General features: G+C 70.6%; 10 protein-coding genes, 2 pseudogenes and 1 riboswitch. Of the genes and pseudogenes, 7 read left to right on the top strand and 5 right to left on the bottom strand.

The window, feature by feature from the left end:
• The first annotated feature begins 155 nt into the window (after positions 1–155).
• From JNUCC0626_RS05095 to JNUCC0626_RS05085, 3 genes are read left to right on the top strand one after another with little or no spacing between them, the layout of a single operon-like run.
• Entirely contained in the window at positions 156–2,558 is a 2,403-nt protein-coding gene (locus JNUCC0626_RS05095) for a type 2 lanthipeptide synthetase LanM family protein (protein WP_394618478.1), read from the top strand.
• A 56-nt stretch (positions 2,559–2,614) separates the two neighbouring features.
• The gene (locus tag JNUCC0626_RS05090; RefSeq protein WP_285634219.1) at positions 2,615–2,839 is read left to right on the top strand and encodes a hypothetical protein; all 225 of its coding nucleotides are present in this window, start codon (positions 2,615–2,617) and stop codon (positions 2,837–2,839) included.
• Between the two features lie 57 nt (positions 2,840–2,896).
• Positions 2,897–5,764, top strand: coding sequence for an ATP-binding protein (locus JNUCC0626_RS05085; RefSeq protein WP_394618477.1), 2,868 nt, complete (start codon positions 2,897–2,899; stop codon positions 5,762–5,764).
• On the opposite strand, the gene JNUCC0626_RS05080 is transcribed toward JNUCC0626_RS05085, so the two are convergent.
• Positions 5,761–6,138 carry a nitroreductase family deazaflavin-dependent oxidoreductase gene (locus JNUCC0626_RS05080; RefSeq protein WP_394618476.1) on the bottom strand — a complete coding sequence of 126 codons (378 nt, stop codon included), beginning with the start codon at positions 6,136–6,138 and terminating at the stop codon, positions 5,761–5,763. The two genes, JNUCC0626_RS05085 and JNUCC0626_RS05080, sit on opposite strands and share 4 nt — an antisense overlap.
• A gap of 63 nt (positions 6,139–6,201) precedes the next feature.
• Between JNUCC0626_RS05080 and JNUCC0626_RS05075 the strand changes: the two genes are divergently transcribed.
• The 4 genes and pseudogenes from JNUCC0626_RS05075 to JNUCC0626_RS05060 all read left to right on the top strand — a co-directional run bounded on the left by JNUCC0626_RS05075 (position 6,202) and on the right by JNUCC0626_RS05060 (position 9,896).
• Positions 6,202–6,744, top strand: a complete 543-nt coding sequence (locus tag JNUCC0626_RS05075; protein ID WP_394618475.1) for an SMI1/KNR4 family protein — start codon at positions 6,202–6,204, stop codon at positions 6,742–6,744.
• Positions 6,745–6,877: 133 nt separating this feature from the next.
• Positions 6,878–8,686: pseudogene (locus JNUCC0626_RS05070) on the top strand (glycoside hydrolase family 3 protein); the annotation flags it as partial.
• Between the two features lie 24 nt (positions 8,687–8,710).
• On the top strand, positions 8,711–9,100 hold the full coding sequence (locus JNUCC0626_RS05065) for a carbohydrate-binding protein (protein ID WP_394621972.1): 390 nt from the start codon (positions 8,711–8,713) through the stop codon (positions 9,098–9,100).
• 60 nt (positions 9,101–9,160) lie between these two features.
• A riboswitch (cobalamin riboswitch) is annotated at positions 9,161–9,362 on the top strand.
• 21 nt (positions 9,363–9,383) lie between these two features.
• On the top strand, positions 9,384–9,896 hold the full coding sequence (locus JNUCC0626_RS05060) for an acyl-CoA thioesterase (protein WP_394618474.1): 513 nt from the start codon (positions 9,384–9,386) through the stop codon (positions 9,894–9,896).
• Positions 9,897–10,156: 260 nt separating this feature from the next.
• Here JNUCC0626_RS05060 and JNUCC0626_RS05055 read toward each other — a convergent pair.
• The 4 genes and pseudogenes from JNUCC0626_RS05055 to JNUCC0626_RS05040 all read right to left on the bottom strand — a co-directional run.
• Positions 10,157–10,870: pseudogene (locus JNUCC0626_RS05055) on the bottom strand (glycosyltransferase 87 family protein); the annotation flags it as partial.
• 179 nt (positions 10,871–11,049) lie between these two features.
• Positions 11,050–11,676, bottom strand: a complete 627-nt coding sequence (locus JNUCC0626_RS05050) for a response regulator (protein WP_394618473.1) — start codon at positions 11,674–11,676, stop codon at positions 11,050–11,052.
• Positions 11,673–12,692, bottom strand: a complete 1,020-nt coding sequence (locus JNUCC0626_RS05045; protein WP_394618472.1) for a sensor histidine kinase — start codon at positions 12,690–12,692, stop codon at positions 11,673–11,675. The genes JNUCC0626_RS05050 and JNUCC0626_RS05045 overlap by 4 nt, the downstream gene beginning before the upstream one ends.
• An 82-nt stretch (positions 12,693–12,774) precedes the next feature.
• A complete protein-coding gene (locus tag JNUCC0626_RS05040; protein WP_394618471.1) occupies positions 12,775–14,001 on the bottom strand; it encodes an aspartate aminotransferase family protein in 1,227 nt (408 codons plus the stop codon).
• Positions 14,002–14,020 lie beyond the last annotated feature (19 nt).

The raw sequence follows: 14,020 nt of genomic DNA, 5'->3' as shown, positions 1-14,020 counted from the left end.
TCGGGACCACCAGGAGCACCGGCACGGCACCCACCGGCTCAAGCGATCTGCGAGCGGCATGGGTGAGCATGCGTAGTGGCCTGTGCGCAGGCACGACGCAATGGTGGTGTTCTCCACGCATGACCCGCCGGTAGCGCCCTGGCACGCTTCGTGTCATGGAGATCGCCTGCCGCGCCACACCCGCTCCCACGGACGTGTTCGCGCACGTCGTGGCCCCGTGGGTGAGCGCGGCGAGTGCCCGCCTGCACGCCAACCTGGCCTCGCTGCCCGACCACGCCGTCGACGCGAACGCACTCACGGCCACCAGCGCCGCACGCCTCAGCACGCGGCTCGCCCGCATCGCGACGCCGGTCCTCGTGCACGAACTCGCCCAGGCAACGGACCTGAAAGGCGCCGACGAGCACGCACGGTTCCTGGACTTCCTCACGAGAGACCACCTGGCCGGCTACCCCGTGCTCACGAACGACCTGGACCGCGAACGCGACACCGCCGTCGAGGTCGTCACCGAACTCGCCACCCGCTACGCCGAGGACCAGGACCGGCTGACCGGCACGCTCCTCAACACGAAGTCCCCGCTCACCGCCGCCCACCCCGGCGGAGACCGGCACCGCGGCGGACGGTCCACCACGGTCGCGGAACTCAAAGACGGCCAACGGCTCGTCTACAAGCCACGCGGCGTGGACGCGCACCTGGCACTCGCGCACGTCGTCGAGCTCGTCAACGACCTCGTCGACCTGGGCCTCGCGACCGTGAAGGCGGTGCCGTCCGACGGCTACGGCTGGACCGAGCACGTCGAACCGGCGCCGCTGCCCACCGAGGACGCCACCGCCTACTTCCTGCGCCTCGGCGGCCTGCTCGCCGTGCTGCACCTGGTGCGCGCCACCGACATGCACCACCAGAACGTGATCACCCGCGCCGACCAGCCGCTGCTGATCGACGTGGAGACCCTCTTCCAGGCCCAGCTGCCCGGCGAACGGCCCGATCCCGCCGTCGTCGCGCTCAGCCGGTCGGTCGCCCGCACGGGACTGCTGCCCGCGCTGGCCGGACGCCACGGACTGGTCGACATCTCCGGCGTCGGCGGCGACGCGAACCAAGAAACTTCCAGCGCTACGACGGAATGGCTCGACGCCGGCACCGACCGGATGCGCGCGACCCAACGGCCGGAGATCACGACCGGGGCGACCAACCGTCCCACGTGGCAGGGCGAACCGGTCGAGGCCGCCGACCACGCCGACGCGATCACGACCGGGTTCCGCCAGACCTACGACGCGATCTCCTTCCACAGCGCGGAGTTCGCGGCCCTGCTCGCCGGCTGCGCGTCGGTGCCGGTGCGGATCGTGCCGAGGCCGACGGCCCAGTACGCGGACCTCCTCGCCGCCGCCCGCGGCCCGGAGTTCCTGCGCCAGCCGAAAATCCGGCACGACGCGTTCACCACGGCGTGCGCCACCACGACCCTGCCCGGCCTGGCCGAACTCGAGGCAGCGGAGCTCGACGCGGGCGACGTCCCGCTCTTCACGACCAGGGCAGACGGCCGCGACCTGCAGTCCGCCAACGGAAGCCTCGACGCCGTCCTCGCCACCTCCGGCCTGGAGGACGCGCTCGCGTGCCTGGCCGCGTTCGACGAGTTCGACCGGGACGACCAGGAGTGGGTGATCGCCGCGTCGCTCGCCACCCGGCGCGTGGCGGCCACCGGCACCGGTCCCGGACCCGTGCAGCCGCACGCCGTCGGCACCGACGAGGTGCTGTCCGCGGCCTGCGCGATCGCCGACCGGATCGTGACCACCAGCTACGGCACCGACCGCGTCAACTGGATCGGCCTCGAACCCGTCGGCGACACGCGCTGGCTCGTGCTCCCGATGGGCGCCGGACTCGCGCACGGCTACACCGGCGTCGCGTTGTTCCTCGCGCAGCTGGGCCAGATCAGCGAGGTCACCCGCTACACCGACGTCGCCCGCCGCGCGCTGAACGCGATCCCCGACCTGCTCGCCGCGCTCAAGGGCAACGACGACCTGATCGCCGCGGTCGGTTCCGGCGGTCTCACGGGCTTCGCCGGAATCGGTTACGGGCTCGCCAGGATCGCCAAGCTGACCAACGACGACGAGGTCGCGCGGTGGGCCCGCACGACCGTTCGGTTGGCAAGTGCCGCGGCGGAGTTCGAACCGGAACACGGCCTGGCGGCGGCGATGCGCGCGCTGGACGCGGAAATCGGCTGCTCCGACGCACGTGAACTGGCCGATCGCCACCTGGACGGTCCCGCCGGGCCCGTCCAGTGGTGTCAGCACGATGCTTCCAAATGGACGGACGACGACTTGTCCTTGTGCCATGGGGAACTCGGCCATGCGGACGTGTCGGTCAGCGGCTGGTCCGCCGCACGCAGGCACCGCCGTACGGGTGAGGTGCTCGCGACGTTGCGCCGCGACGGTCCCCGCTGCGTCACCCCCGACCGCGTGCCCACCCCGGGACTCCTCACCGGACTCGCCGGGCTCGGAATCGGCCTGCTGCGCCTGGGTTTCCCGGAGCGCACGCCGTCCGTCCTGCTCCTCGAAGCAGGCAACTGATCTTCCCCGGATCACCGGGGACAGCTGGAAACCGTTACTCACCAACAGGAGAAGCAATGAGACTGCCGGAGACCCACGACCAGTCCGCCTCGGTTCGCGCCACCACCAAGAAGATCGGCATGCGGATCGCCGCGCTGACCGGTGTCGTCCTCTCCGCGGGCGTCATCGCCGCAGCTCCGAGCGTTTCCGCTGCCCCGGCCAACGTCGACGTCGTGCTCGACGCCGTCGTGTCGGCCACCGGCGGTGGAAACGGTTCCACGTGTTGCCGCCCGGAAAACTGACGCCCGATTTCTGACCGTCTGTCACTGTTTTGTGGCGTGACGTGATTGCATGTGCACGTGGCATTGCGTGCACCAGTCGTCGTCGGTCGTGACCATGAGCTGGGACTGATCAAGACGACGTTGGCGAAAGTCGCTACGGGGAGGGGTCAGGTCGTATTCCTGACCGGTGAAGCCGGGATCGGCAAATCCCGGCTCGCCTCCGCGGCGACCGACCTCGCCTACCAGAGCGGGATGAGCATCATGCGCGGCCGTGGCAGCGCCATGAGCCGCACGATCCCGTTCCGCTGCCTGAGCGAGGCGTTGCTGTCGCTGCAACGCCTGGGCACCACCGTCGACATCGACGAACTGGGCCCCTACCGCCCCGCACTCGCCCGGCTGAACCCCGACTGGGGCACCGCCGCCGACGACCCGTCGGGCAGCTCGCTGATCGTGCTCGCCGAAGGCGTGCTGCGCCTGACCGAACTGGTGGGGCGCAAGGTCGGCTGCGCCGTCGTCATCGACGATCTCCAGTACGCCGACCCGGACACGTTGGCAGTGCTCGAATACGTCATCGACAACATCTCGCACCAGCCGACGCTGCTGCTCGCCACGATGCGCGACGACGACAGCGCGGCGCTGGAGTTCGCCCGCGCCACCAGCAAACGCGACTCCGCCACGCTCCTCGAACTGCGTCGCCTCAGACACGAGCAGGTCTCCGCGCTCGCCGGCGCGTGTCTGGAGGGAACGGTCCCCGCGCCCGCGCTGGACCTGCTGTGGGCGGGCAGCGGCGGATTGCCGTTGTTCGTCGAGGAACTGCTCGACGAGATCGTCTCGGACGGACACCTCGTGCGCACCGGCGACGTGTGGAACATGGGCGACGCCGGGGTGCCGCCGTCCGCGTTGGTGCACAGCGTCGCGGGCCGCTTCGGCAGGCTGAACGACCAGGCGCGCGAGTTCGTGTCCGTCGCGGCCGTGATCGGCCTGAGGTTCCCGCTGACGGTCGTCCGCGAGGTCACCGGCCTCGACTACCGGACGTTGCTGCGGTACCTGCAAAGCGAGCCCGTCGCGCATCTCATCGGCCCCGACGACCACACACCGGACTGGTACCTCTTCACCCACGCATTGGTAGCCGACGCCGTCCTGACCCTGATCCCCGAGGACGTGCAGGCGTCGCTGGCACGCCGTGCGGCCGACGCCGTCGAGAAGCGCTACCCCGGCGTTCCCGGCGACTGGTGCCACCTGTGCGCGACGCTGCGCGAGGCGGCGGGCCAGACCGCGGAGGCCGGGTCGCTCTACGCGGAGGCCGGACGCCGCGCACTCGCCCAGGGCGCCGCCCAGTCCGCCGTCACCCTGCTCGACCGGTCCCTCGAACTGGTCGAGGACCCCGTGCAGCGCTTCGAGGCGCTGGAAGCCCAACTCCTCGCGCTCACCGAGGCGGGCCAGGTCGACCGGGCGCTCGCGATGAGCTTCGACAGCTCGGGCCTCGACCGCCCGCATCGCGCCCGTTTGCACACCCAGCTCGCGTGGGCGGCGAACCTGGCGGGCCGCACGTCCGACGGCCTCGCCCAGGTGGAGATCGCCCGCGCACTGCTCGGCGACGCGGCCCCCGAGCAGTGCGCGCCCGTCGACGTCGTAGCGGCCCACCTCGAACTCGACCGAGCCGAACCGGGCGGCCTCGAACGAGCCGAGGAGATCGCACTCCGCGCCGCCACCGTCGCCGAACGCGTCCCGCTCCCGGTCGTCGCCTGCCAGGCGTGGCAACTGCTCGGCGCCCTCACGCGTCGCCGTGACCCGGCCCGCGCCACCGCGTACCTGGAACGCAGCCGCGCCTTCGCGATCGCCCACGACCTGCCGATCTGGGAGATCCACGCCCTCGTCCGCCTGGGCCTCGACGACGCGCTGCGCTCCGGCGACATCGGCCGTCTCGAACAGGCCCGCGACCTGGCGTCCCGCATCGGCGCCGTCATCGCCCGCTACCAGTCCGAGGTCAACATCGGCCTGCAACTGGTCCTGCGCGCCGACTACGCCGCCGCCTCCCTGGTCGTCGAAGACGTCTCCTCGGCCGCAAAACGCCTGGGCCTCCAGGAGATCGGCCAGTTCATGGCCGTCCTGCGCGCCGTGCTGGCGGGCCATCGAGGCGACCGGACAACGTTGACCGAAGCCTGGTCCGTCCTCTCCGAACCCGGCGGCGAACAGCACACCGCCCGCCTGCACGGCCTGGCCGCGACGTTCTGCTCCCTGCTGGAAGAAGACAGACCACGAGCCCGCGCGGACCTCGCAGCGGCCCTGGAAGCCGAACGCGCCACCCCCACCACCTACCACCTGACCGGCCGCCTGGGCCTCTCGTTGCTCTTGAGGGCCGTCGACGGCGACCTGACGAGAGCCGAGTACGACACCGTGGTCGCCGATCCGGCCGCGGGCCTGCGCTGGGACCACCACTTCGCCCTGCTCGCCTCCGCCGTCCTCGCGGGCGCCGCAGGCGACCACGACCTGGCCGCCGCCCAGGTGGCCGAGAGCGGCGACGTGGGCCTTCTCTACCCGATGGCCCGCCACCTGGGCCTCCGACTCGTGAGCGAGGCCGCTCTCCGCGACGGCTGGGGCACCCCCGAGGCGTGGCTGCGCGCCGCCGAACACCACTTCCACGACGCCGGCATCCCGGCCGTGGCAGGAGCCTGCCGCGCCCAACTCCGCCTGATGGGCGTCCGCATCACTCAACGCCGCTCCGGCGTCGACGAGGTGCCGGACGAACTGCGGCTCGCGGGCGTGACCGTGCGGGAGTACGAAGTGCTGCGGCTGCTCGGCGCGCGGCTCGCCAACAACGAGATCGCGGCGCAACTGCACCTCTCGCGGCGCACGGTGGAGAAGCACGTGTCGAGCCTGCTGACCAAGACGGGGCTGACCAACAGGCTCGCACTGGGCAAGCTCGCGACCGAGCATTCGGACTAGTCGGGCTGGAGGGCGTCCATCCGGAGGAACTCCTTGATGCGCAGCGACTTCGGCGGGCGCTTCACGTCCGGGGCCAGCGCCTCGAACGCCTCCGCCTCGCTCACCACCCGCGGCGCCGTCACCTCGACGTCCTCGCCGCCCACGGTCAGCTTCGCGTGGCCCGCCGCCAGCACGTTGCGCACCCAGTCGGACTTCGACCCGTACACGAGCACGACGAGGTAGCCGCCGTCGACCGGGTGCGCCTCCATCGGGGTGCGGTAGAGCATTCCGGAGCTGCGGCCCACGTGGGTGAGCACCGCCCACTTGCCGCTCCTGAGCGCGTGCGGGTTGAACACGCGCTTGTTGATGTGGCCCCACCACCTGGGCATAGGCATGTCTGACTCCTCTCCTCGACCAAGACGCCGCAGGCGCGTGATCTGTTGAAGTAGCGTGCGCGCGTGCAGATCACTGACGACCGCGCCTTCCCCGCCGCGCTGGCCGCTCTCAGCGGCATCGACTTCCCGTGGGAGTACGACGAGAAGGCCGACGAGCCCTCGGCGGGCAACATGGACTACGAGCCCTACCAGGAGTTCGACTCGGCCGAGGAGACGACCGACTGGATCCGGTCGTGGACCGGCAACAAGGAGCTGACCGGTGACGCGTTCCGCGCCTTCGGGCAGGACGGGACGGGTGGGCTCGCCGTGCTCTGGATCGTGTGGGAGGGGCCGCTGACGGCGCAGCCCGTGGTGTTCTTCGGGTCGGAGGGCGAGGTCGGGCCGGTGGCCACGAGCCTCGGCGAGTTCCTGTGGTTGCTCGCGGGTGGGGTGGGGCCGCAGGAGGCCGTCGAGTTCGGGTCCGACAGCGGGGTGGAGAACGCCGAACTGCGTGCGGTGGCGGAGAAGCACTCCGGGATCGCGCCCCGCACGCCCGCCGAGGTGCTGGCGGCGGCACGGGCGGAGTTCCCCGACTTCGCCGAGCAGGTCCAGTCCTGGTGCCGCTGAACGCACCACCGGGGGACCGGTCCGGGTTCCGGTTCCCCGTTGGTCTATACCATTAGGTCAACGCTGGTTACGCTCCGGTCAACCCTGTTGTGCCGCAAGGTAAACAGGACCTCGTCCCCCGGAGGTCTGCCCTGTGAGAAAGTTCCTGGCGGCCGCACTTCTGCTCAGTGCCGCCGTCCTCCCCACCGGTACGGCCGCCGCGGCCGACCCGATCTACAAGGACCCGACGCAGCCGATCCCGGCTCGGGTGGCCGACCTGCTGGGCCGCATGTCGCTCGACGAGAAGGTCGGGCAGATGACGCAGGCCGAGCGCAACGCGGTCAGCAACGCCGACCTGACGAACTTCCGGATCGGGTCCCTGCTGTCCGGTGGCGGTTCCGCGCCGTCGCCGAACAACGCCACGTCGTGGGCGAACATGTACGACAACTTCCAGCGCGCGGCGTTGGCCACGCCGCTGGGCATTCCCATGATCTACGGCGTGGACGCCGTGCACGGGCACAACAACGTCGTCGGCGCCACGATCTTCCCGCACAACATCGGCCTCGGCGCGACGCGTGACCCCGGCCTGGTGCAGCGGATCGGCCGCGCCACCGCCGAGGAGGTGTCGGGCACCGGCATCGACTGGGACTTCGCGCCGTGCCTGTGCGTCGCGCGCAACGACCGGTGGGGCCGCACCTACGAGTCGTTCGGTGAGACGCCGCAGGACGCCACCGCGATGACGACGATGATCACCGGCCTGCAGGGCTCGAAGCTGTCCGACCCCGGTTCGGTGCTCGCGACCGCCAAGCACTACATCGGTGACGGCGGCACGACCAACGGCACCGACCAGGGCAACACGCAGGTCAGCGAGGCCGAACTGCGGGCAACGCACCTGCCGCCGTTCCGCGACGCCATCGCCAAGGGCGTCGGCTCGGTCATGATCACCTACAGCAGCTGGAACGGCACGAAGCTGCACGGCCACAAGTACCTGATCACCGACGTGCTGAAGAACGAGCTCGGCTTCAGCGGCCTCGTCGTGTCGGACTGGAACGCCATCGACCAGATCGACGGCCAGCCCGGCTTCACCGCGGCCGAGGTGCGCGACTCGATCAACGCCGGCCTCGACATGATCATGGTGCCGACCGAGTGGCGTCAGTTCATCACCTACCTCAAGCAGGAGGTGCAGGCGGGTCGCGTGCCGATGTCGCGCATCGACGACGCCAACCGCCGCATCCTCACCAAGAAGTTCGAGCTCGGCCTGTTCGAGAAGCCGCTGACCGACCGCTCCTACACGCCGACCGTCGGCAACGCCGCGCACCGCGCCCTGGCCCGCGAGGCCGTGCGCAAGTCGCAGGTGCTGCTGAAGAACCAGAACGGCGTGCTGCCGCTGTCCAAGACGGCGTCGAAGATCTTCGTGGCGGGCAAGAGCGCGGACAACATCGGCTACCAGAGCGGTGGCTGGACGATCTCGTGGCAGGGCGGCAGCGGCCCGGTGACGCCGGGAACCACTGTCCTGCAAGGCATCCGCAGCGCCCTGTCGACGTCCACGACGGTGACGTACAACCGCAACGGCACCGGCATCGACGGCACGTACAACGCCGCGATCGCCGTCATCGGTGAGACCCCGTACACCGAGGGCGCGGGCGACCGGCCTGGCAGCCTCGGCCTCGACGCCGAGGACATCGCGACGCTGAACACGTTGCGCGCCACCGGTGTCCCGGTCGTCGTGGTGCTCGTGTCCGGCCGCCCGCTGGACATCGCGGCGCAGCTGCCGCAGTGGACCGCGCTGGTGGCGGCCTGGCTGCCCGGCACCGAGGGCAACGGCGTCGCGGACGTGCTCTTCGGCGACTACAAGCCGACCGGCACGCTGCCGTTCACGTGGATGCAGAGCGCCTCGCAGCAGCCGATCAACGTCGGCGACGGCAAGGCACCGCTGTTCCCGTACGGCTTCGGCACGCAGTTCCCGGCGACGCAGAACGCCTACAACATCATCGGCGCCTCGTACTACGACGAGCAGCGCGGCACGCAGGTCGAGCGGTGCACCGACTCGGGTTGCGGCCAGAACGTCGGCTACCTGACGCCGGGCGACTACGTGGCCTACGCGGACGTCGACTTCGGTGCCACGCCGCCGACCTCGGTGACCACGAGGCTCGCGTCGGGCTCCACGGCCAACGGCACGCTGCAGTACCGCCTCGACAGCCCGACCGGCCCGGTGGTCGCGACGGTGTCGGCGGCGAGCACGGGCGGCTGGCAGACGTGGACGACCCGCACGGCCGCCGCTTCGGGTGCGACCGGTGTGCACCGGCTCTACCTGGTGGCGACCGGTGGCACGGGCGGTGACCTGGCGAACGTGAACTGGTTCCAGTTCGTGCGCTAGTCGAGCTGCGGAAACGGGGGTCCCGGCCACGTGCCGGGGCCCCCGTTCGCGCGTGCGGGTTAGGCTGATCGGGCCGACGGTTCGCTCCCGGCGACGGGAGCGAGGAAAGAGGGAACCCGGTGTGAATCCGGGACTGCCCCGCAGCGGTGAGTGGGAACGAAAGCTGCCAGGAAGCACTGGGCGAAAGTCTGGGAAGCGGCGGCCGGTAGGAGCGAGCGGTGCGCCCACGAGTCCGAAGACCTGCCGCCGGCGTTCCATCCGCACGCTCGCGAGGAGAGAGCTTGTGATTCACCCAGTGCTGCCCGGAAAGTCACCCGCCGAGTCGCGGCTGACGCTGTCGCAGATCATGGACAACAACGACACCAACCTGATGGGCACGGTCCACGGCGGTGTGCTGATGAAGCTGGCCGACTCCCTGGCGGGGGTGGTGTCGGCCCGGCACTCCGAGGGCGCCGCGGTCACCGTGGCGATCGACGAGATGACGTTCCGGGTGCCCGTGCGCGTCGGTGACGTGCTGCACCTGCACGCGCAGATCAACTGGGCGGGCGCGACCTCGATGGAGATCGGGGTCAGGGCGCTCGCCGACCGCTGGGACAGCACCGTGCCCGCCGTGCACGTGGCGTCGGCCTACATCGTGCTGGTGGCGGTCGACGACGTCGGGGCGCCGAGGGGCGTGGCTCCGGTCGTGCCGGTGACGGACGAGGACCGCCGGCGCTTCGGCGAGGCCGAGATCCGCCGCGCCCACCGGCTCGCCCGGCGGGCGGCCATCGAGGACTCCCGCGCGCTCACGGCCTGATCCAGCACACGCGGCCGGGTGATCGCGCCCGGCCGCACCGCGCACCAGACCAGGAACGCGAGCGCCAGCCACACGTAGGTGTTGCCGACGAGATGCTGCCACCACGTCCACGCCAACTCCCTGTCCCCCGCCGACGGCAGCAGCCAGTGCGGTCCGACGGCGAACACCGCCGCCACCGCGATCCGCACCCGGCCGTGCAACAGCACCAGAGCCGGCGCGATCCACACCCAGTGATGCGACCACGAGACCGGTGAGATCAACAGCCCGGCGGCAGCGGTCGCCACCAGAGCCGTGAGGTCGTCACGCAACCGGGGCACCACGACGACGGTCAACGCCAGCACCGCCGCCACGGCGACGAACCACAGGAACTCCGGCGCGCCGATCCGGACCAGCAGCCCGCGCAACGACTGGTTCGCCGTGTAAGCGAGGCCGCCGACGCGGTCCGGGTCGAGCATCGCGTGCAGCCAGAACTGCTTCGCCTGGCCGGGGGCGAGCAGCGCGCACGCCCCGAACGTCGCGACCGCCGTCAACGCCGGCCGCCACCGACCCCGGCACAGGAAGAACAGCACGAAGATCGCCGGAGTCAGCTTGATCGCGGCGGCCAGGCCGACGAGCATCCCGCGCGGCCAGAACGTGCGCGGCAGCAGGCAGTCCAGCGCCACGAGGCCGAGCAGCACCAGGTTGATCTGCCCCAGGTCCAGGGTGATGCGCAGCGGTTCGAGCAGCAGGAACACCGCGATCAGGCCGAACCCCGCCCACACCCGCGCGGCCGCCGTGAACAGGCCGATGCCGAGCACCGAGAACAGCAGTGCCGCAGCAGCGAGCGAAAGCGGTGTCAGAGTGCCGAACAACATCGCCGCGAAGGGCGGGTAGGTGAACGGCAATCCCTTGTAGGCCTGGAAATCAGCGGTGTACAGGTCGGTGCCGGCGAGCCACGCCTCGCCGCCCGCGAGGTAGACGCGGAGATCGATCACGCCGGTGCCGAAGCTCCGCACGACGACCCAGACGAGCAGACCGGCAACCGTTGCGCCCCAGAGGTTTCTCACACCTCGACACGCTGCCGCGCGATCGGGTGCCTCAGGATCGGCCGGAGAGCACCAAGATCATGGCCGTTCAGGCAGGCCAACAGAGAGAACTGGCCAGGTGGCCATGGTCAGCCGGCCACCACGTGCGCGCGGAACGCCCACGCGACGATCTCGACCCGGTTGCGCGCACCGACCTTGGCCTGCACCGACGCCAGGTACGCCTTCACCGACGACACCGACACCTTCAGCACGGCCGCGATCTCGTTGTTGCTCAGGCCTTTCGCGACCTGCCGCACGACTTCCAACTCCCGTTCGACCAGCACCTGGGCGTCGGCGGAGGCGACCGGCGCCTGGGAGCGCCGCAACACCCGCAGCACCACCTGCGGCGACACCAGGACGTCCCCGCGCGCCGCCGACCTGACCGCCTCGGCCAGCAACACAGGGCTCGCGTCCTTGGTCAGAAAGCCGCACGCGCCGAGGTCCAGCGCCTTGTTCAGCACGTCGTCGCTGTCGAACGTCGTCACGACCACCACGCGGGTGTGCGGCGCGAGCTGCCGGGTGACCTCCAGGCCGTCCAGGCCGGGCATCCGCACGTCGACCAGGCACACGTCCGGCTCCAGCGCGCGGGCCTGCTGAACGGCGCTGATCCCGTCCGGCACGTCCGCGATCACGCTGATGTCCGGCTGGGCTTCGAGAATCAGCCGGAACCCGGCGCGCACCATGTCCTGGTCCTCGGCGATGAGCACGGAGATCACGCGCGCACCTCCAGCGGCAGCTCGGCGGTGACGAGCCAGCCGTCCCCCGTCGCACCCGCGAAGAACCGGCCGCCCAGTTCGCTCACCCGTTCCCGCATGCCCACGATCCCGAACCCGCCCGAGTGCACGGGTCGCGTCGTGCCGTTGTCCACAACGGACAGCAGCACCGCCTCGCCGGTCGACCGCACCTCCACCTCCACGACCGTGGCGTCGAAGGCGTGCTTGCGGACGTTGGTCAACGCCTCCTGCACGATGCGCAGCACCGACCGCCCGAGCTCCGGCCGCACCTCGGCCAGCTCGATGCTCGTCCGCACCGGCAGCCTCGACTTCTCCGCGAGCTGGTGCAGGTCCGCGGCGAGATCGGTGGTGGCGGTCGCGGTTCCGTTGTTCCGCAACGTTCTCACCATCGCACTCATCGCCCCCAACGCGTCCGTGCCGCCCTCCACGATGCCCGGCAGCATGGCACACGCCTTGTCCTTGTCCTGCTGCGCCACCACGAGCGCGGCCTGCGCCTGCACCAGCATCCCGGTCACGTGGTGCGCCACCACGTCGTGCAGTTCCCGGGCCATGTCAAGACGTTCGTCGCGCCGGGCCCGCTCCTCGGCCGCCGTCGCCAACGCCGCGCGCGACCGTTCCCGCATCCGCAACAACAGCCCGGCACCGGCCATGACGACGCTCAAGAACGTGATCAGCTGGACGGCGTCCGCCCGGCTCAGCGCCGGGTGCGGCCGGTAGAACGCGGCGTGGTTGACCACCGCGACGAGCACCACGACCAGCGGCACGGCCAGCAGCGGCCGCGTCCGCCAGGCGTTCGCGAACACGACGACCAGCACCAGCGCCGCCTCGATGACGATCACCAGCGGGTGGCTGGCCCACGATCTGCCGACGCCCATGCCGCGGGTGTTGCTCAGGTGGATCGCCCGGTCGAAGCCGATGATCCGCCCGGTGACCACGAAGATCTCGACGGCCAGCAGGACGGTGAACGCGGGCAGCAGGTTGCGACGAAGTTCCCCCACGCCGTCGATCGTAGGAGGAGAGAGCCCGCACGGCCTCGGCTGTCCAGCCGAGACGAGGTGGCCAAGTGGCCATACGCGCAGGTCAGACGGATCCGATCGCCTCACCCAAGATCGCCAAACCTTCCGCCAGCTCCTCCTCCGAAGCCGTCAAAGGAGGCGCGATCCGGAACACCCCGCCCATCCCGGGGATCTGCACGATGTTCATGTGCAGCCCCAACTCCAGGCACTTCTGCGTGATCGGCGCGCTCAACGACTCGTCCGCGATCTCCAGCCCCACCAGCAACCCACGCCCCCGCACGTCCGACACCAGCGAGTGCCGCGCAGCGATGTCGTCCAGCCCGGACCGCAGGAACGCCCCGAGCTTGAACGCCCGCTCATCCAGCCGCTCCTCCTCCAGCACGTCCAGCACCGTGTTGCCGACAGCGGCCACCAACGGGTCCGACACGTGCGTCGTGAAGAACAGATAACCCCGAGCGTGCGCCTCCGCCTCGATCTCGTCGGATGTGATCACGGCGGCCAGCGGCAACCCGGCACCCAAAGTCTTGGACAAGGTAAGAATGTCCGGCACCACCCCGTCGCGTTCGAACGCGTACCAGGTCCCGGTGCGGCACAACCCGGTCTGCGCCTCGTCGAAGATCAGCAGCATCCCGCGCTCCCGGCACTTGGCCTGCAACGCGGCGAAGTACCCGAGCGGCGGTTCGAGGATCCCGCCCGACGACAGGATGGGCTCGACGATGCACGCGGCCAGCGACCCCACCGACTGGGCGTCGATCAGGTCGAACGCCAGGTCGAGCTGCGCCTGCCAGTCGCCGGAGGGCGCGGGGATGGCGAAGTTGCCGGGGGTCGCGGGGCCGTAGCCCTTGCGTCCGGCCGAGTAGGTGGCGGCCGCCGCGGCGGCGGTCATGCCGTGCCACGAGCGGGCGAAGGCGACGACCTCGTGCTTGCCGGTGACGAGCTTGGCCATGCGGAGCGCGGCCTCGTTCGACTCGGCGCCGGTGGTCAGCAGCTGCACCTTGGACAACGACGGCGGCAGCGTGCCGGCGAGGCGGCGGGCCAGGTCGACCACCGGGCGGCTGAGCATGCCGCTGAACAGGTGGTCGAGGTTCGCGATCTGGCGTTGGACGGTCTCCACGATGCGCGGGTGCGAGTGGCCGAGGATCGCGCTCATCTGGCCGGAGGTGAAGTCGAGGATCCGGCGGCCGTCCTCGGTGAACAGGTGACTTCCCGACGCGCTGTCGATGATCTCGCGCGTGAACGTGCCGCCGTAGCGGACGAGGTGGCGGTCGACGTCGTCCCAGAAGGTGTCCATGACACAAAACGCTAAAACC

The organism is Lentzea sp. JNUCC 0626, assembly GCF_043632865.1.
Lineage (GTDB): Bacteria > Actinomycetota > Actinomycetes > Mycobacteriales > Pseudonocardiaceae > Lentzea.
Note: the sequence above shows the minus strand (reverse complement) of the source record. Positions and strands in the feature narration are given on the sequence as shown.

Coding starts and splice junctions, on each gene's coding strand:
- JNUCC0626_RS05095 (WP_394618478.1), top strand. CDS start 156: ATGGAGATCGCCTGCCGCGCCACACCCGCTCCCACGGACGTGTTCGCG.
- JNUCC0626_RS05040 (WP_394618471.1), bottom strand. CDS start 14,001: ATGGACACCTTCTGGGACGACGTCGACCGCCACCTCGTCCGCTACGGC.
- JNUCC0626_RS05080 (WP_394618476.1), bottom strand. CDS start 6,138: ATGCCTATGCCCAGGTGGTGGGGCCACATCAACAAGCGCGTGTTCAAC.
- JNUCC0626_RS05090 (WP_285634219.1), top strand. CDS start 2,615: ATGAGACTGCCGGAGACCCACGACCAGTCCGCCTCGGTTCGCGCCACC.